We start from the raw sequence: 19,506 nt of genomic DNA on the forward strand, positions 1-19,506 counted from the left end.
AATTTAATTCCCTAAACCAAAACAGGTTCGGGTTTTAGCTTCATGCTTGGAGCGGTTTTGCTAAATTTAATCAAATCTTCTGTTGTTTGAACGCTAAATGGAAGTCTAGAGAGTGAAATTTTTAAAATTTCAGCTGCAGCTATCGCGTCATTTAAGGCACGATGATGAAGGTTGTTGATGCCAAGTAACTCTTTTAACGAGCCAAGGCCGTATTTTTCAGAGGCTATCGTCCTGCGAGCTAGATCTATGGTGCAAAGTTTGCGATTTAGAAGCATTCCTAGCCCTATTTGATCCAAGCTTTGCGAGATAAATCCATAATCAAAATTTACATTATGAGCAACAAAAAGTGATGTTCCTAAAAATAATTTAAATTTCTCCAAAACATAGCTAAGGCTTGGAGCACCCACCAAATCATCTGTGCTTATGCCTGTTAGCTCTGTTATGTTTTCAGGAACAAACGGCGCTGAAACAAAGCTTTCAAAACGCCCTATTTCGACTGAATTTTTTATCTTTACCGCACCTATTTCTATTATTTGCCCGGTATTTATACCACCGCTTGTCTCTATATCTACCACACAAATTTCTTGCTCGCTTATGTCCCTAAAGCGCGTTAAAAGCTCAATCTCATTTTGTTCTGTCTTTATGATATCAAGCCCCAAAGCACACCACATATCAATATCTCTAACATCCATAAATCCACTTAACTCTTCTATATCTGAAAATTTGGATATGAACTCGTAGTAGCCCATGTTATGGGTGCATAGTAAATTTAAGAGATTATCAAGACGTTGTTTTCTTGGCTTCAAAACTCAAGCTTTATCGCGCGGATCGCCTCCGCGTATGAATTTGATGAAAATACATAATTGCCCGCGACCAAGATATCCGCTCCTGCCTCATCAAGATCTGGCGCATTTAAGCCATTTACTCCGCCGTCAACCTCGATCATACATTTTGCATTTTTCTTTTCTATTAGCTCTCTTAGTGCACGAATTTTTTCATAAACAACAGGCATAAAGCTTTGCCCGCCAAAACCAGGATTTACGCTCATTAAAAGCACCATATCCACTTCGCTAACTATATGTTCGATCGAATTTACCGGAGTATGCGGGTTTAAGACGATACCTGGACTTACGCCATTTTTACGGATATGGTCTATCAGTCTTAAAGGATGCTTTTCCTCTTCTATGTGAAATGTTAAAAATTTAGGCTTTAAGGGTAAGAAAAGATCAACAAAAAACGGGTTATTCTCAACCATTAAATGTATATCAAGAGGTTTTGTGGCCACCTTTGCCACGGCATTTACAACAAGCGGTCCGATGGTTAAATTTGGTACAAAATGCCCATCCATAACATCAACATGGATAAGATCCGCACCGGCTTCACAGATAGCTTTTATCTCCTCATCAAGCCTTCCAAAGTCAGCTGATAAAATACTAGGAGCTACATACATTATCATTTTTCCCTATTTACTTATAAATAACACGCCTAAATTATCATCTTCTTTAATGCCAAGCTCGATAAGTGCGCCGTTGCTAACATCATCATAAAACCTATCGTCTATGAAAAATTTAGACATACTAACACCGACATTCATATCTTTTGAGATAAAAAAGGCTAAAATTTTATTCGCTATTATACTTAAAAGTTTCTCATAACCGCTTAAAATCTGGTCAAATTTGTCATTTACTCCGACAAAAATTTTACTCATTTGCTCTAGCTTTTCTCTTTTTAAAGCAACAACAAGCCTCATATCAAAATCACCGTAAAAAACTATACACGCGGTTAAAAGGTCGTTATTTACACGAAGGTCACAAGCTGACACCTTCATACGAACTGATAAAATTTCATTCCCCAAAAGTGCAGAAACGGAATTTGTCGCACACTCTATGATAAAAGGCAAAATTTCAACTATACCCTTTGAAATATGCCTTGGCTGATAGCCAAAAGCATCTTTTGGTACATAAACCGTGCCGTTATCATCAAGAAATTCTTGTAAATTTTTATATAAAAGCACATTTGTTTGCTTTAGCCCTTCGACTAAATTTGGAGATAAATTTTTTTCATTTACTCCGCATATTATAAGTATTGCGCCATATTTTGCGCTGTATTGGGCAAGTCGGATCAAAAAATTTGCCCCATGGACGTTTATCGTCGTATTTATCCAAAATATAAATAGCTTAAACCCGACTTTTAACATATTTTTATGATAATCCATATTAAAAATCTCTATAAAAGACGAGTCGATAATACCGTTGGTTTTATAAATAACAGAGTTATCCTTGATAAAAGTTTGCAAAAGCGACGGCTTTTCGACTAAGTGTGTTCTTGCGGTAATTGCGTATTTGTATCTCTTTTTTTGATTAGAAAACAAGGTTCTGTTTTTAGAAATTTGAACCTTATAGTTGCGCTCTTGAAGTCTTTTTTGCAAGTCCTCTCTATGCTCCTGTGACTCTACAAAAAGCAAAACAGAACCTTTTGTATCCACAAGCGTCCTATCAAGGAAAATCCTTGCTATATCTTCGGTTTCAAAAAGTGAAAAATTTATAGACTTGCTAAATGAAGTTTTCATCATTATATCGTGCAGTGCAATACTGTAATCACAAATTCCAACTTCGACTTTTAGCTCTTTTGAAAGCTCTTTTAGTCTAACTATGGCTTGGTTAAGCCATGCCGGAGCAAAAAACACGACATCCTTAAAAGAGAGTAAAAGATGTGAAACACCTCTGGCTCTAACCAGTTTTACTCTCTCATCATCAAGTAAATAATGCGGGGTATGAAGCTCTAAAAACCCAAACGCACGAATAACTGCAAATGATGAGTTAAAGGTTATTTTCATGAGCCAATGCCTTTTTAAAATTAACCAACATCTCGCCTGTCACATCAATATCTAAATTTAAGATCATATCAAAACCCATATCTGAAAATTCAGGCCTGCAAAACTCATAAATAAGCAAAATTCTTAAATAATCGCTAAGCTTTTTATCCTCTTCACTTAAGTTTTCAAGCTCAAAACCAGCCGTTTTGCAAACCAAGTCAAATAAGCTTGTGCCATATAAATTTTTTAAAATTCTATCATAACTAACATCTGAATTTCTTACTACGTATTCAAAATTATGAGATAGATCAGAAAATATAATCTCACAAACCACAATACTCAAAAGAGCGTATGCGCTAAGGTGTAAATTTCGATCATTTTTTTGTTCTAAATAGCTTATAAGTCTGTTCCAATCAGATAAAATTTTAGCATTTAGTTCGACTATTTTTATAGCATTTGTGTTAAAAATTTTCCAATTTTTAGGAATTTTAAAAAATATAAAATACGAATACACAATAAGCTTAAAAATATCAGGTCCCAGCAAATGCGAGATAACAACAATATCTTTGCTATTTATGTCTACCTTTGTGCCAAAATCAACCTTGCGCAAAAGCGTAAAAAAGTATGTTTTAAATGTTTTATCTTCTGATATGATTTTAATGGCTTCAGCTATTTGAGAATTTAAAAGAAGTCCTTTACACTCTTGTAAATTTTTAGAAAGTAAAAGAATTTGCTCTATTTTTTTATCAATTTGCTCTTTTAAAAGCATTTGTGTTCCAAAATAATTTAATTTTTTTAATTAATTCGTAATTTTATCTATTATTTTTTTAAAAATCAATACGAAAAGTATCTTGTATCTTTAAGCATTCCTTTTGTTTATTTTAGATACAATCAGCAGAAATTTTTGTTTATAAGGAAAAAAAATGTCAAGAAGATGTGCCATAACAGGTAAAGGTCCTATGGTTGGAAACAACGTAAGCCACGCCAACAATAAGACTAAAAGAAGATTTATGCCAAACCTAAGAACGATTCACGTTACTTTAGAAGATGGCACCACTAGAAAAATCAAAGTTGCTGCTTCAACTCTTAGAACAATGAAAAAGCAATCAAACTAGTATGTAAAATGAGAGGAATTTATGTCTTTTATAACAAGGCTTAAAAAATTCCTCAACTGGTCTAGCTCAACAAAGCCGGAAATAAACCTCAACACTGAACTATACGAACAACTAAAGCCCTTCAGACTTCCGCTTATCTGCGTCGTTTTAATGATGACGGTAGGTTCGCTCGGATATGTATTTATCGATAACTTTTCATTAATAGACGGCATATATCAAGCAGGTATGACATTTACCACGGTCGGTTTTACCGAAGTCGCACCTATATCGACAAAAGGACGACTTTTTACCATCACCTTTATATTGCTTGGTTTTGTTGTTTTTACGTTTTCTATCGGTATCTTGGTGGAGGTTTTAAAAAAAGGTCTATTAATCGGTATTTTAAAGGAAAGAAACATGCTTTATAAGATCGCGAGACTAAAAAATCACTTTATAATCTGCTATCATAACATATACACCATAGAGCTTAGTGCACAATTTAGAGAAAACCATATACCTTTTGTAGTAGTGGATAATAGGGATGATCTAGCCGAACTTGCAGAAGAACATAAATACCCCTACTTTATCAAAGCTCAGCCACATACCCAAACAGCATTTTTAAAAACGCACCTCTCAAGCGCAAAGGGACTAATAACTCTAAGTCCAAACATCGCTGACAATATCGCACTCATCGCTTCGGTTAGACTTTACGAAAAAGAGATCGGTAGAAAAAGACCATTTTTCGTAATGACCAACTCTGACAACGAAGATGATACCGAGCGCCTCAAAAAACTAGGAGCAAATAGCGTCGTTAGCCCGTCTCGTCTAGTAGCACAAAGACTAAGCGCCATGAGTGTGCGTCCTGATATGGAAAACATGTTAGAGCAGTTTTTATACAAAAAAGACTCACCGATCGATATAGAGGAAATTTTAGTGCCTGACTACTCGTGGGTTAGATTTAAAAGGTTAAAAGAGACACATCTACGTAATATCACAAACGCCGACGTGGTAGGTATCCGCGACATGAACAACAAATTCATACCGATGCCAAACGGCGATACTCTCATAGGCACCGGGACAAAACTTCTAGTTATCGGAACGGTTGATGGTATACGTCTTACAAAGCGCGTGATAAAAAGCAAACACAAACCAGAGGAATTTAAATATGTTTAAAATAACTGCTCTACAAAACGGGCTTGAGAATGTTGATGGATTTTATTTTGGAGGAGTAAAGTCAGGTTTTAAAAAAGATGCAAACGATCTAGGTTTCATAAGAAGCGACGAAGCTGTAGATGTTAGTGCAAATTTTACAAGTAATAAATTTAGAGCCGCTCCTATAAGGCATTTTTTAAAATACCCTAAAAATTTTAAAACAAATTTCATCTTGCTAAATTCTAAAAACGCAAATGCAATGACCGGAGAAGCTGGAGTTAATGATATAGATACTCTTTTTACAAGACTAAAAGAGACATTAAATTTAAACCTTGTAAATCCGATCATGAGCTCAACCGGCGTCATAGGATATAGGCTAAATATCGATAAAATCTCAGCATCGTTTGATAAATTTGAGCTAAATTCTCGTGACAGCAACGCAACCGTAAGCGCGATAATGACAACAGATAGCTTTAAAAAAGAGCTTGCTTATGAAGTAGAGCTTAAAGACGGTTCTAAATTTAAAATAGCTGCGATATGCAAGGGTGCAGGTATGATAAATCCGGCATTTGCAACCATGCTTTGCTTTATCTTAACCGACGCAAACATACCAAAAGAAGATATGGATGAACTTTTAGATGGTGCAGTAAAACAAAGCTTTAACTGTGTAAGCGTGGATGGCGATACCTCAACAAATGACACCGTCATGCTTTTAAGCTCACGCAAATCAAACTCTTATAATAAAAATGCTTTCAAAGAAGTTTTAAATCTACTCACAAAAGAGCTTTCTCTTATGCTAGTTAAAGACGGCGAAGGTTCAACAAAAGTAGTAGAATTTGAAGTAAAAGGCGCAAAAAATTTAGAAGAGGCTCAGCGCGCAGCAAAAGCTCTTTCAAATTCGCTTCTAGTAAAGACGGCGATATTTGGAGAAGATCCAAACTGGGGACGTATAGCCTCAACTATCGGCGCTAGTAATGTAGAGTGTGATGAAGACAAGCTTGTAATCTTTTACGACGATGTGTTGCTTTATGATAAAAATCACAAAGAACTTGACAAGGCTCGCGAAGCCGATGCTCACGCGATAATGCAAAAACCAAACTATAAAATAAGCTGCGATCTTGGTGTGGGAGAAGCAAATTTTAGTGCATACGGATGTGACTTGGGTCATGCATATGTTAGTATAAACGCTGATTATCGTTCATAGTTAAACATTTACTCTCCTTTGTTAGAATTTGTAAATTTTTAACAAAGGAGACCTTATGTTACATGAGCACACGGATCTTATCAACGAGTTAAAAACAAAAAACGCACGTTTTGCTTCACTTTGTCAGAAGCATAAAGAACTAGATGCGCAGATAGATAGAGGCTCTTTGGGTGCAAAAGAGCTTGAAATACTAAAAAAAGAAAAACTAAGATTAAAAGATGAAATTTATTCTGAAGTTTTAAAGTATAAAAATTCTATATAAACCTAAATCATAAACTCCGGCTCGTATTTATTGCCATTTACTCTAACCACGCGAGCCGGGATCCCAACAACCGTAGCGTTTCTAGGAACATTTTTTAAAACAACCGAATTTGCACCGATCTTTGCACCATCTCCTATAGTTATCGCTCCAAGTATTTTTGCGCCTGCAGCTATAGTTACTCCATTGCCAACCGTTGGATGGCGCTTGCCACACTCTTTTCCCGTGCCGCCAAGTGTAACTTGATGATACATCATCACATCATCTCCAATCTGCGCAGTCTCTCCTATAACAACACCCATACCATGGTCTATAAAAAATCTACGACCTATCGTAGCACCAGGATGTATCTCAATACCGGTTATAAATCTTGAAATTTGTGAAATAAATCTAGCTAAGAAAAAGCGCTCTTTTTTATATAAAAAGTGCGCGAATTTATGTATCGCTATAGCATGAATGCCGGGAGTGTTTATAAGTATTGCTACAAAACAGCACTTTTTAACAGAGGGGTCTTTCTCTTTTACGACCCCTACTAGCTCTTTTATCTCAGCCCAAAAATTCATATCACACACCGTAAAGTTCAGTGCTTAGGTATCTTTCACCATTATCCGGAGCTATAAAAAGAACCTTTTTACCTTTTCCAAGCGCCTTAGCCACGCGTCTTGCGGCAACATAAGCAGCACCACCGCTAATACCAAAAAGTATACCCTCGCTTTTAGCAACTTCTCTTGCGCCAAGCATAGCATCTTCGTTGCTGATTTTTTGAATTTCATCAACAATATCAAGATTCATCGTATCAGGAACAAATCCAGCACCAATGCCTTGAATTTTATGAGGTGAAGGATTTCCGCCGCTTAATACAGGTGAAGCCTCAGGCTCTACGGCTACTATTTTGGTGTTATAGCCTTTTTCTTTTAGTTTTTTAGCAACACCGCTTATAGTTCCACCGGTGCCAACTCCCGCAACAAAAGCATCAAGCGAGTCAAAGTCGGCTATGATCTCAACGCCAGTATTTAGCTCGTGAGCCTCTGGGTTAAATTCGTTTTCAAATTGACTTAATATCACATGATTTGGCTGGGCAGCTAGCTCGGTAGCACGCGCTATAGCGCCCTTCATACCTTTTGCTGCTTCGGTTAGCTCTAGCTTTGCTCCATACGCCGCTACTATCTTGCGACGCTCTATACTCATACTTTCAGGCATACAAAGGACGACCTTAAATCCAAGTGCGCTTCCTACCATGGCTACGCCTATTCCGGTATTGCCGCTTGTAGGCTCAACTATAGTATCGCCGTCTTTTAGCTTACCGTTTTGTAGCATTTTCTGTATCATGTTAAAAGCGATTCTGTCTTTAACAGAACTTCCTGGATTAAAAAATTCAAGCTTAGCATAAATTTCAGCTTCATTTTCGCCTGATTTTAGTTTAACTACCGGGGTTTTGCCGATAGTTTGTGTGATATTTTCATATATCATTTAGGTCTCCTTTAAAAGTAATAGGAGTATTTTACTCCATGAAATGTAAATTTAAAGTAACTTTATCAAATTTTTGTATTTTTTAGTACCAATTCTCCGCTTTTGCTCAAATTTTTGCCTTTGAAATTTTCCTTGCAAAACTCAAGTATGAGTCCATGGTATAGCTTTAAAATTTCAACTTCGTCGTATTTATCGCCTAAAATTTTATAAATTTTATCGTATTCAAGCGCGCTCAACCACTCGGAAGCCTCATCATAGCTTTCAAATTCATATCCTAAATGAGTTAAAATTCTAAGAGCATACGCATCAACTACCATATATGGTCTATTACAAGCATAAGCTAGTATCGCATCGCACGTCTCGGCGCCAACGCCTTTTACGCCAAGTAGCCACTCCCTATCAACACTCTCTTTAAAATTTTCAAAATTTTCAAATTCACTCTTTATTGCAGTGCAAAGTCCGTTTAGCCTCTTTGCCTTTGTGTTGTAAAATCCGCTAGGCTTTATAAGCATAGCAAGTTCTTGCACAGATAATGACAACACCGCATCAAGGCTTAGCTTGTTTGCGGTTTTTAAATTTAAAAGAGCTTTTTCTACATTTTTCCATGCGGTATTTTGAACGAGTATCGCACCGATAACAACTTCAAAAGTGCCCTCCTGTAGCCATCCTAACGCGTTAAAATCATCTCTTGTTTTGGAATTTAAAAGCGTCAAAAAAAGCTGAGTAGATGTCATTTAAAGCTATCCTTAAAAGCTATATAAAACTGCTTTGCCGTGCGTCCGCTACGACTTGCACGCAAAGTTGCATAGTTTTTAGCAAGCTCGTGAAGCTTCTCTTTATCTCCGGTATAATCCTTAAAATAAAAATCAACTATCTTTAGGTAGTCGTTAAAGCTGCCTTGATAAAAACTTATCCAAAGACCAAATCTATCAGAAAGAGAAATTTTCTCCTGAGTTGCATCTGAGTAGTGAATTTCGTCTTGACTAACAAGAGTTGAAACATTATCGCTTTTATACTCGCTTAAAAGATGTCTTCGGTTTGAAGTAGCGTATATCAGGACGTTTTTAGGTGGTTTTTGTATAGAACCTTCCATGATCGGCTTTAAAAATTTATACTCTTTACTACCATCTTCAAAGCTCATATCATCGCAAAAGATGATAAATTTAAACTCGCTTTTTCTAATCTCATCTATGATTTCAGGCAAAAATCGCAGGTCATCACAGCCTATCTCAATAACCCTAAGCCCTTTTGTATAAAATTTAGTAAAGACAGCCTTTACTAAACTACTCTTACCGCATCCACGCTCGCCCCAAAGCAAGACGTGATTTGCCTCTTTTGAGTCTATAAATTTTTGAGTATTTTCAAGCAGTTGTTCTTTTTGTGTTTCTATGCCAAGGAGTGAATTTATATCTACAAAATCAATATCGCTAACCGCTACAAGCTCATTTTTGCGTTCTCTAAAAACCGTTGCTAGGACATTTTCCCAATTAATCATTTGACCTCATTTCCTTTCTTAAATAGCTTAAAATTTCCTCAACTATATCGTCGTCATCTTTGCTTCTTGACTTAAGTCTTACTTTTTCATCATTTTCTTTTGTTAAAACAATATTTTGATCAGCATTTGAGATCGATTTAAAACCGCATTTTAATGCTAAAATTTTTATGATTATAAGCTGTAAAAATTGAGCCGTATAAACATCTATCTTGCCAAATCTATCTTCAAGCTCACTTGCTATCTCATGAACAGCATTCACCTCATCACATTTGCTAAGTCTTCTATAAATTTCAAGACGCAAACGATCCTCTCTGATAAAATCTTGGTTTAAAAAGGCGTTTATGCTAAGTTTTAAGTCGATTTTATTTAACTTCACGCTTTGTTTGTTTAGAAGTAAATTTATCTCATCTTCAAGCATTTTTAAATAGAGCGAATACCCTATCGCTTCAATATGGCCGCTTTGCGCCTCGCCCATGATATTTCCACCACCTCTAATCTCAAGATCGTGATACGCAAGAACGCTTCCGGAGCCTAAAAATGAGTTACTTTCAAGCGCTACAAGCCTTTTTAGTGCATCTTTTGAAAGTGCTTGCTTGTCTTCAACTAAAAAATAGCAGTAAGCCTGTTTATCGCCTCTACCAACACGACCTCTAAGCTGATGTAGGTCTGCCATGCCGAATTTATTTGCATTTTCGACGATTATTGTATTTGCGTTTGGCAAATGGATCCCGCTTTCTACTATGCTTGTGCAAAGAAGCAAGTCGTATTCGCCATCTTCAAATTTAATCATCTCATCTTCCGTGACCTGGGCGCTTATCTTTGAGTGAAGGACGAGAATTCGTAATTTCGGTAAAATTTTAAGCAAATTCTTTTTGGTTTGCTCCATGTCAGCAATGTGATTATGTATATAAAAGACCTGTCCGCCACGCCTTAATTCTCGCATGATAGCCTCTTTTATAACCTTTTCGTCCCACTCTCTAACGTTTGTTCTAACATCAAGTCTTGAGCTAGGCGGAGTTTGTAAAACAGAGTAGGACTTGATCTGACTTAAAGCCATGTTTAAACTTCTTGGGATCGGCGTCGCACTCATGCTTAAGATGTGCGAAGTGGCTGAAATTTCTTTTAGTTTTTCTTTTTGCTTTACGCCAAATTTATGCTCTTCATCAACAACGATAAGACCCATTTTAGAAGCTTTTACGCTAAGTAAGGCATGGGTTCCTACACAAACGCAAGGTTCGCCGTCATTAAGCGCCTTTGTTATAACAGCCTTTTCTTTGGCGCTTGTAAATCTATCAAGCCTAAAAATTTTAATATCAAATCCATCAAAACGTTCTTTTAAGCTTTTATAGTGCTGCGAACTAAGTAGCGTCGTGGGAACAAAAAATAACGACTGAAAGCCAGACTTAACACAAGCAAATATCGCATTCATAGCAACTTCTGTTTTGCCAAAACCAACATCGCCGCTTAGCAAACGGTCCATCACGCGACCGCTTTTCAGATCGCTTAAAATTTCCTCAACAGCTCTTGTTTGGTCTTTTGTGTATTCAAAATTTGCCTTTTGGCTAAATTTTAGATACTCAAGATCGTTTTTATCTATCACTTCACCGTTTATTAGCTCACGTTGTGCTGCCATTGCTATGATTTTTGAAGCGATAACAAAGAGTTTTTCTCTAACTTTTTCTTTTATTTTTGCAAAACTTGCCTTGCCAAGCCTATCAAGCACTGCCGCCGAGCCACTTTGTGCGATATATCGATCGATCATATTTAAGTGCTCTACCGGCAAAAGTAGTTTATCGTCATTTTGGTAAGCAATAACAACAAACTCTTTTGTCGCACCCAAAACGGTAACTTTCTCAAGTCCTAAAAATTTACCGATACCGTAGTCCTCGTGCACGACGTAGTCATTTATCTTTAGCTCATCAATGACTAAACTTGCACGTTTTACGCGTGATTTTTTATCAAATTTATTTAGCGAAATTACTATATGTTCGCTTGAGGTTAAATTTACAACAAGCGGTGAGTTTATAAATTCTAAATTTTTAAATTCTCTTAAGTCGTATGTATTAAAAAGCCCTTCGTTTCTTGCTAAAACGGTGATCTTTTTATTTTGATTTAGTTCAAAAAAGTCCTTGTTTGGCGTTACGGATAGATCTTTATAAATCTTTGCTTCCGGCAAAATTTCAATACTTTTAAGCGTCTTTAAATCACGCTCAAAATCATCAAAATTTATCTCTTTTACAAGCTTGCAGCTAAAATTTGTTAGATAATCGACAAAGTCATCTATCACCCAAAACCCAAGTGAATTTATATCACCAAGCAAAGCATCCGTATTTAAAGAGCCGATCTTCTCATTTACATTTTCAAATTCATCTTTGCTTAAATTTGCAATAAAAGGAGTTATCTCGATACGCTCAAGCTCTATTTTATGGCTGATTTGCGTTGACGGAGAGTAATTTCTTATACTCTCAACCTCATCGTCAAAAAGTAAAATTCTAACCGGTTCATCCGAGCCTATCGCAAAAATATCAATGATATCGCCTCTGACACTAAACTCACCGACACTCTCGACGATATCTACTGTCTCGTATCCAAGACGCATAAGCTCATCTGCAAGCTCGTTTAAATTTACCTTATCGGCAAAATTTATACTTTTGCTTTGCAAGTGTTTTTTTGCAGGAAGCGGGTTTAAAAGCGTGCATACTGGACTTATAATAATCTTTTTGCCATCAAATTTATAATACTTGCTAAGAATGGTAGAAATTTCAAAAAGCTCTTGACTAAAACTACGAAGATCATCTCCGAAGCGAGCACGAAAATCAGGAAGCTTAAACGACTTGTATCCTGCAAATTCCGCCGCATCGGCACATAAATTCGCCTCTTTATCATCTTCGCAAATTAAAATTTCGCAACTATTTTTTGAAAGATACTCATAAACCTTTGCTTGCATAAAACTCTCTTAAAAATGCCTCTACCAAATAAAACGAACCAAATGCCAAATACTTCTCGCCTTGATCAAATTTTACACCGCCAAATTCTTTCCACTCAAAGCCAAGCTCGTCTAAAGTATGCTTTATTTCGTTTGTTGCAAGCTCTCTATCGTCACTTGGATACTCAAAAACCTCAACACGTTTTATGATAGGTTTTAGTGCCTTTAAAACCGCACGGTAGTCTTTATCAAAAAACGAGTTATAGATAAGAACTAATTTCTCATCCTTAAATTTTCTTGCTATGGCTTGTGCGCCAAGTTCATTATGTCCGACGTCTATAAATACATTTGGTGCGATTTGTTCACATCTTCCGCTAAGATCGAGTGCTTTTAAATTTGAAATATCAAGCTTGCCTAGTATTTTTTTGGCAGCTGCTGCGGCTAAATTTAAATTCGAATACAAAAACTCAGGTAACGCAAATTTCTTTTCATAGGCTTTTAAATTTTCATAGTCGTTTTTGTCTAAAATTTCATTTGCATAACTAAGCTTAGCATCTTTTTCTGCTGCTATATCGTTGGCTATTTTGGCACATATAGGCTGCATTGTGTCGTTCATTATCGCTTCGCCACTCTTGCTTATGGCATTAAATTTAGTCCTTGCTATCTCTTCTATGCTTGAGCCCAAAACCCCAACATGATCAAAACCGATAGGAGTAAACAGGCTAAGCCTTTTATCAAAGACGTTTGTCGCATCAAACTCTCCGCCTATACCTGCTTCACAGATAAAATACTCACACTCTTCAAAAAGCACCGCGGCAAGTAGAGTAGCATACTCAAAATAACTTGTCTTAAAGACAAATTCCTGAGGTAAAATTTCAAGCAGTCTCTCGTGAGCTTTTTGTAAAATTTCATCACTTGCAACTTTACCATTTAGCCAAAATCTCTCATTAAACTCAAAAATATGTGGACTTGTATAGTGCCCCACACTCTTTCCATTTAAATGCAAAATTTGAGCTAAAAACCTACCCGTGCTACCTTTCCCGTTTGTTCCTATGACATGCACGATCTTAAATGGCTTTATGTCCGAACATATCTTCTTCCATGCACACGGCATACGTTCATAATCCATCTCTTTATAAAAAAGTGGTTTGCCGTTTAGTAAACTTCTTAAATTTTGCAAATTTTACTCTATAATCTTTGGCATTACTTGGTTGCGACCGTTTTGTTTTGAGCTATAAAGCATCTTGTCGGCACTCTCAAGAGTTAAGGTTTCATTTATGTTAGCACTTCTTGTTGCGACTCCTGCACTTATAGTAACCTTGATACGATCATCTTTATATATAAATTTAAAACCCTCTATCACGCTTCTTACCTTGTCGGCAAATTTTACAGCATCGTTTAAATTTGTATTTGGAAGTAAGACGATAAATTCCTCTCCACCGTATCTACCGATAAAGTCTATTTTTCTAACATGTTTTTTAAGAAGCTGCGCAACGGCTGAAAGTATAACATCTCCAGCATCATGTCCATATCCGTCGTTGATCTTTTTAAAGAAATCAATATCAACAAAGCAAAGCGAGTAGTCGATACCGTATCTCTTATAAGCGTCCTCTATCTTTTGAAGTTCGCTCATTAGTGCGCGTTTTGTGGCAACTTTGGTTAAAAAGTCCTCTTTGCTTTCTAATTTTGCCGCTTCAAGTTCTTTTTCAAGCGAGCTTACACGCTCTTTTAGCTCCGAGATGGTTTGTTGTTTTTTGTTCATCTCATTGCCAAATTCTCGACTTTCTATCTCTAAAGCGCTAGCAACGTTTAAAAGTATCGTTCTTATCTGCTCGATGCCCGTTCTGTTTAAAGTGACATCTTTTAGGTTGTTTTGAATGTCTTGCATCTTTAAAGAGCTGGTTTTAGAACTTGCGGCTATGTCTGAAATTTTATCCCCGATAGTTCCAAGCACGACATTTAACGAGCCTACCTTTTCTTTTATCTCGGCTCTATCTTTTTCTATCCTAAGATCAACAAAAGAGCTTATCTTGTCTTGTAGATCTTGCTCACTAAGTCCTAGTGGATTTTTCTTTATAATGCCTGTCAACTCATCAAGCTTATCGCCAAGCTCGGTCGTTATAGAAGGCTCTAGCATCTTTATAAAAAGTTCCGTTATGGCCGCGATACCGGAATTTTCATTTTTAACAGTTAGGAAATTTTCAAGTTCCTTACTCATCTCCTGTAAATCATCAAAGCTTTTAACTCCATAGTATTTTAAAAAGTCTAGGTATTCGTCATTGTATGAGCTAACAAAGTCAAACCACCTTTCTCTCATCGTATCTAGTGTTTGCGGATCATACTTCTTGGCTAAAAGTTGCATACCCTGCTCTGCCAAAGCTTTTGCATCTTTATTATGCAGGATAGAAACAGCCTGAAGAATTCTTCTAGCAAAAGCATTTAATGACTGGTTTGTCTTTACATCATCTTCATTAGACTTAGTAGCACTCGTGCCCCTACCTAGTCTTGCCGTCATAAACGCCACAAACTCATCTACTGTTTTTATGTTAAGCGATAGTGCTTGATTTTTATACTCTCCTCCGAGCCTTGAGATGTATTTTTCTATTTTTCTACTTTCTTCAGTACTAAAGCCGTATTTTTTTGAAATTTCATTAAATACGTCGGTGTAATTTTCCGGCGTTAGCATTAAATGGCGGTTTTTGATCTCTGTTAACGCCTCTTTTACTATTTGGCTAACGGTTACGGCTGCCATTTTGATATCCTTTTAGTGCTAAATTTGCTATGTACTCATCAAATGCTTCTTTTGAAGCCTCTTTTATCGCTTCATATCTTTCGGTATCACTTATGACACTATCTGCATATCTGGTATTTTGCAAACGCCTTGCGATACTAAAGTCATGCTCTCCGCTTGTGGTAATATTTACAACACTTCCATCCTTAAGCCTTGTTTTAAAATTTAAATTTAAAATAGCCCTATATGAAGTAATGTATCCGTATTGATCATAAACAGCGGCCTGATACGACAATGAGCCTACTGATATAATTATTGACATATCGGCATTTTGATCATCACTTAGTGTTTTGTTAAGACGTGAAACGACGCCCTCTTTTACAGCGTCTTTTACCCAAACGCTATTTTTTGGCTCGGTTTTGCTAATGATAACATCAACATAAACACTCTCACCGGTCATTTCTTTGGTAATTTTAGACACAGGTTTATACCCACATCCAGCAAGCATCAAAGCCATAAAAACACTAATAAAAAACTTCAAATTTTATCCTTTGATAACCAAATTTACAAGTTTGCCTTTGACATAAATTTCTTTTATAATCTCTTTGCCTTCAAGCCATTTTGCCGTTTGTTCTTTTGCTTCTTTTAATACTTCACTCTCACTAGAATTAGCGCTCATCTCAAATTCGGCTCTTTTTTTACCATTTATCGTAACGGCTAACTTTATCGTGTCTTTTACAAAAACCTCGTCTAAAATTTCTATCTCGCCAAAATTCTTTCTACCAAAAAGCTTATCACTAAGCTCACATGCGATGTGTGGTACGATAGGCTCAAGTAAATTTAAGATGATGAAAAATCCCTCTGCGCTTACCTCATCGTTATCTTGAGCGTTTATGGCGTTCAATGCCTCCATGCAAGCAGCTATCAAGGTGTTAAACGTAAAGCTTTGAGTAAATACATCACGGGATTTAGCAAGTGCCTCATAGACCTTTAGACGTGCGTATTTTTCCTCTTTGTTTAGACCTGCATGCTCTATGGCTGGAATTTTATCGCACGGCTTGATGCTTTGAGCCCTATCCCAAAGACGGTTTAAAAACCTATAAGCGCCCTCTACTGCACTGTCGTTCCATTCAAGCTCTTTTTGAGGAGGAGCGGCAAATAATATAAATAGCCTTGCCGTATCGGCTCCATATTTGTTTATGATATCATCGGGATCTACAACATTGCCTTTGCTCTTGCTCATTTTTTTGCCGTCTTTTAAGACCATTCCTTGAGTAAGCAAATTTTTAAATGGCTCGTCATCTCTCATATAGCCAAGATCGCGAAGAACTTTTTGGAAAAATCTCGCATAAAGCAGGTGAAGTATGGCATGCTCGATACCGCCGATGTATTGATCGACATTCATCCAATAATCAACGCCTTTTTTATCAAGTGCTGTGTCGTTCCATGTGCGCTCATCACTAGCGTATCTAGCAAAATACCAACTACTTTGCACAAAAGTATCCATAGTATCCGTCTCTCTTATGGCATCACAACCGCATTTTGGACACTTCGTATGTTTCCATGTCGGATGTTTATCGAGCGGATTTCCCTCTCCTGTTATCTCAACATCATCAGGTAGAGCAACCGGTAAATTTTTCTCATCTTCAGCCACAACGCCACATTTTGGACAATGCACTATCGGTATCGGAGCACCCCAGTATCTTTGGCGAGAAATTCCCCAATCCCTAAGTTTAAAATTTACCACTCTTTTTCCAAGCTTTAGCTCTTCAAATTTTTCTATCATAGCCATTTTGGCTTCTTCGCTACTAAGTCCGTTTATAAGTGGAGAATTTATAGAAACACCGTAGTCGCCGGTGGCTTTTGGACGCATTATCTCGCCATTATTTTCCTCTGTCTTAATAACAGAAACTATCGGTAAATCAAATGCACTTGCAAAGTCAAAGTCACGCTGATCGTGTGCAGGAACAGACATGATAGCACCGCTACCATAGTCGGCTAGGATGAAATTTGCAACCCATACAGGAATTTTTTCATTAGTAAGCGGATGGGTTACATAAATTCCCAAGAATACACCGTCTTTCTCGCTAGCTTGGCGCTCTCTTGGGCTTTGGTTAAGGATTGATTTTATTTTTGACTTTTTATCTTCATCAAGAGTGTTGCCGTCTAAAAGCGCTTTAACAATAGCATGCTCTGGAGCTAAAGCCGTATATGTAACACCGTAAATCGTATCAGGACGAGTTGTAAATACCTCAAAACCATCAAATTTATCGCCTAAAATTTTCTTTGAATCATCATCAAGATAAAATTTAAATTCAAGACCAAAGCTTTTACCTATCCAATTTTCCTGCATGGTTAAAACTTGACTTGGCCACTTGCCCTCAAGCGTTTTAAGGTCGTTTAATAACTCATCTGCATACTGCGTTATCTTAAAATAATACCCAGGAAGCTCTCTTTGGACAACCTCATTGCCACATCTCCAGCAACATCCCTCTTCTACCTGTTCATTAGCCAGAACGGTTTGATCGTGCTCACACCAGTTTACTATGGCGCTCTTACGATAAACCAATCCCTCTTTAAACATCTTTATAAAAAAGCTTTGCTCCCATTTTGTATAGATAGGATCCGAAGTCGCAAGCTCACGTCTTTTAGAAAAAGACAGTCCTAAAGTACGAAGCTCTTTAGTCATATAGTCTATATTTTCATAAGTCCAAATTCTAGGATGAATTTTATTTTTTATAGCTGCATTTTCAGCCGGCATACCAAAGCTATCAAAGCCTATCGGATGAAGCACGTTAAAGCCTTGCGTGCGGTAATATCTAGCAATAGCATCGCCTATGGAGTAGTTTCTAACGTGACCCATATGTATACGACCGCTAGGATACGGAAACATGCTTAGGATATATTTTTTAGGCAGGCTATAGTCGTCTTTTGGTTCAAATTCCCCATTTTTAGCCCAAATTTCTTGCCATTTTTTCTCTATATCCAAAGCATTGTATTTTAAATTTTCAGCCATTTAATATCTCCTAAAATTCTTCTTGAGTTTTTGCAGACTCGATCAAAACAAGTGCTAATGAAAAGACGTTTGCGATAACCGCTCCTATAACAAGCGAGTAGCAAAGTGTCATATTGGCATTAACCTGAAGCACCACAAATGCCGGTATAAGGTGCAAGTCCGCAACAAGCGAACTAGCAAAAAGCTCCGCAGAAAATATGTTTTTAACACCGATTTTAAGTAATGTTGAAACAAGATTTATACTAGCTGCAATAAAAAGCGCTATTTCATTTTTATCATACAAAAACTCAGCTGCAGTAGTTAAGCTCATAAGAGCGAAAAATATATATACAACCTTTCCCCAGTTCATATTAACTCCTTATACTACACCCTTTTCATACATAGCGCGCTCACGCTCTCTCTCTTTTTTAAGCTTCGCTTTTTCTCCAAGCTTAGCCCTATACTCATCCACGCTAAATTTAAGCCATACAAGAAACGGAAATGCTGTATAAACCGAGCTAAATGTTCCTATCAAAACACCAACCATAAGTATAAATGAAAAACCATTTATCATATCTCCGCCAAACATATATAGTATAAATACAACTATAAATGTCGAACCTGACGTTAATATCGTCCTTGATAGTGTAGCCGAAACAGACTCATTTATGATACCGTTTATATCGTTTCGCTTGCTTGTAGTTATACTCTCTCTTATACGGTCAAATATAATAATAGTATCATTTAATGAGTATCCAAGCACCGTTAGCACGGCAGCTAAAGTATCTAAATTTACATCTATAGCAAAAAGAGAAATAGCACCAAGCGTGATAACAACGTCGTGAATTTCAGATATAACAGCAGCAAGTGCAAATCTCCACTCAAAGCGAAGTGCTATATATATAAGCACCGCTCCAAATGAGATAAGTATCGCCATAAGTGCCTTTTCTCTAAGCTCTCCACCAACCTTTGGTCCAACTATATCAACACGTCTTATCTCAACGTTGCCTGTATCTTTCAAAAGCTCTTTTGCTACAGCGCCGATATCAGTGCCTATATCTGAACTTGAACCCGAAAAACGAACAACCACTTCGCGATCGCTACCAAATTCCGTTACAGAAGCATTTTTTAACATTTCGTTTGCACTAAACGCATCTCTTATCTTATCAAGAGGTGCTTTTTCATCATATCTTAACTGTATAAGAGTGCCTCCTGAAAAGTCTATGCCGTAGTTTAGTCCCTTGGTTGCAAGCAAGAAAATAGAGCCGAAAAATAGTATAGCAGAGATGATGACTGAAGGAATTTTAAGCTTCATAAAGTCATAGACTCTAGCCTTTGTAAAAATTTGCATTATTAACCCTTAAA

Annotated in this window: 19 protein-coding genes; 4 read left to right on the forward strand and 15 right to left on the reverse strand. The window is 36.9% G+C overall.

Annotation, left to right across the window (positions count from 1 at the left end):
• Window positions 1-11: 11 nt before the first annotated feature.
• From CCAL_RS05855 to CCAL_RS05870, 4 genes are read right to left on the reverse strand one after another with little or no spacing between them, the layout of a single operon-like run.
• Entirely contained in the window at window positions 12-806 is a 795-nt protein-coding gene (locus tag CCAL_RS05855; protein ID WP_169971476.1) for a 3'-5' exonuclease, read from the reverse strand.
• The gene (gene rpe, locus CCAL_RS05860; RefSeq protein WP_170015749.1) at window positions 803-1,450 is read right to left on the reverse strand and encodes a ribulose-phosphate 3-epimerase; all 648 of its coding nucleotides are present in this window, start codon (window positions 1,448-1,450) and stop codon (window positions 803-805) included. The genes CCAL_RS05855 and rpe overlap by 4 nt, the downstream gene beginning before the upstream one ends.
• A gap of 12 nt (window positions 1,451-1,462) precedes the next feature.
• On the reverse strand, window positions 1,463-2,836 hold the full coding sequence (locus tag CCAL_RS05865; RefSeq protein WP_170015644.1) for a hypothetical protein: 1,374 nt from the start codon (window positions 2,834-2,836) through the stop codon (window positions 1,463-1,465).
• Complete coding sequence (locus CCAL_RS05870) at window positions 2,820-3,584, reverse strand: hypothetical protein (RefSeq protein ID WP_169937397.1); 765 nt, start codon at window positions 3,582-3,584, stop codon at window positions 2,820-2,822. The genes CCAL_RS05865 and CCAL_RS05870 overlap by 17 nt, the downstream gene beginning before the upstream one ends.
• A 154-nt stretch (window positions 3,585-3,738) precedes the next feature.
• On the opposite strand from CCAL_RS05870, the gene rpmB reads away from it, so the two are divergent.
• From rpmB to CCAL_RS05890, 4 genes are read left to right on the forward strand one after another with little or no spacing between them, the layout of a single operon-like run.
• Window positions 3,739-3,930: a 50S ribosomal protein L28 gene (gene rpmB / locus CCAL_RS05875; protein WP_169937395.1), complete on the forward strand. Its 192-nt coding sequence runs from the start codon at window positions 3,739-3,741 to the stop codon at window positions 3,928-3,930.
• Window positions 3,931-3,951: 21 nt separating this feature from the next.
• The gene (locus tag CCAL_RS05880) at window positions 3,952-5,082 is read left to right on the forward strand and encodes a potassium channel family protein (protein WP_169937393.1); all 1,131 of its coding nucleotides are present in this window, start codon (window positions 3,952-3,954) and stop codon (window positions 5,080-5,082) included.
• Window positions 5,075-6,265 (forward strand): bifunctional glutamate N-acetyltransferase/amino-acid acetyltransferase ArgJ, encoded by a 1,191-nt coding sequence (argJ, locus tag CCAL_RS05885; protein WP_172285071.1) that lies wholly within the window; start codon window positions 5,075-5,077, stop codon window positions 6,263-6,265. The genes CCAL_RS05880 and argJ overlap by 8 nt, the downstream gene beginning before the upstream one ends.
• A 55-nt stretch (window positions 6,266-6,320) precedes the next feature.
• Window positions 6,321-6,527, forward strand: a complete 207-nt coding sequence (locus CCAL_RS05890; protein WP_170015648.1) for a YdcH family protein — start codon at window positions 6,321-6,323, stop codon at window positions 6,525-6,527.
• Between the two features lie 2 nt (window positions 6,528-6,529).
• Here CCAL_RS05890 and epsC read toward each other — a convergent pair whose 3' ends face one another.
• The 11 genes from epsC to secF form a co-directional block, all read right to left on the reverse strand.
• A complete protein-coding gene (gene epsC, locus CCAL_RS05895) occupies window positions 6,530-7,087 on the reverse strand; it encodes a serine O-acetyltransferase EpsC (protein WP_169937388.1) in 558 nt (185 codons plus the stop codon).
• Between the two features lies 1 nt (window position 7,088).
• Window positions 7,089-7,994 (reverse strand): cysteine synthase A, encoded by a 906-nt coding sequence (gene cysK / locus CCAL_RS05900; protein ID WP_170015650.1) that lies wholly within the window; start codon window positions 7,992-7,994, stop codon window positions 7,089-7,091.
• 65 nt (window positions 7,995-8,059) lie between these two features.
• Complete coding sequence (locus CCAL_RS05905; protein ID WP_170015652.1) at window positions 8,060-8,728, reverse strand: endonuclease III domain-containing protein; 669 nt, start codon at window positions 8,726-8,728, stop codon at window positions 8,060-8,062.
• Complete coding sequence (locus CCAL_RS05910; protein WP_170015654.1) at window positions 8,725-9,489, reverse strand: ATP-binding protein; 765 nt, start codon at window positions 9,487-9,489, stop codon at window positions 8,725-8,727. Before CCAL_RS05910 ends, CCAL_RS05905 begins: the two co-directional genes overlap by 4 nt.
• A complete protein-coding gene (mfd, locus tag CCAL_RS05915; protein WP_170015656.1) occupies window positions 9,482-12,436 on the reverse strand; it encodes a transcription-repair coupling factor in 2,955 nt (984 codons plus the stop codon). Before mfd ends, CCAL_RS05910 begins: the two co-directional genes overlap by 8 nt.
• Window positions 12,417-13,544 (reverse strand): Mur ligase family protein, encoded by a 1,128-nt coding sequence (locus CCAL_RS05920; protein WP_170015751.1) that lies wholly within the window; start codon window positions 13,542-13,544, stop codon window positions 12,417-12,419. Before CCAL_RS05920 ends, mfd begins: the two co-directional genes overlap by 20 nt.
• A gap of 54 nt (window positions 13,545-13,598) precedes the next feature.
• Window positions 13,599-15,167: a GGDEF domain-containing protein gene (locus CCAL_RS05925; RefSeq protein ID WP_170015658.1), complete on the reverse strand. Its 1,569-nt coding sequence runs from the start codon at window positions 15,165-15,167 to the stop codon at window positions 13,599-13,601.
• Window positions 15,148-15,687, reverse strand: coding sequence for an LPS assembly lipoprotein LptE (gene lptE / locus CCAL_RS05930; protein ID WP_169971460.1), 540 nt, complete (start codon window positions 15,685-15,687; stop codon window positions 15,148-15,150). The genes CCAL_RS05925 and lptE overlap by 20 nt, the downstream gene beginning before the upstream one ends.
• Window positions 15,688-15,690: 3 nt before the next feature.
• Window positions 15,691-18,162: a leucine--tRNA ligase gene (gene leuS, locus CCAL_RS05935; protein ID WP_170015660.1), complete on the reverse strand. Its 2,472-nt coding sequence runs from the start codon at window positions 18,160-18,162 to the stop codon at window positions 15,691-15,693.
• Between the two features lie 10 nt (window positions 18,163-18,172).
• Window positions 18,173-18,511, reverse strand: a complete 339-nt coding sequence (locus CCAL_RS05940) for a DUF6394 family protein (RefSeq protein WP_169937372.1) — start codon at window positions 18,509-18,511, stop codon at window positions 18,173-18,175.
• Window positions 18,512-18,520: 9 nt separating this feature from the next.
• Entirely contained in the window at window positions 18,521-19,492 is a 972-nt protein-coding gene (gene secF, locus CCAL_RS05945; RefSeq protein ID WP_170015662.1) for a protein translocase subunit SecF, read from the reverse strand.
• Window positions 19,493-19,506: the final 14 nt, after the last annotated feature.

It is taken from the genome of Campylobacter sp. RM6914 (assembly GCF_004803835.1).
Taxonomy (GTDB): domain Bacteria; phylum Campylobacterota; class Campylobacteria; order Campylobacterales; family Campylobacteraceae; genus Campylobacter_A; species Campylobacter_A californiensis.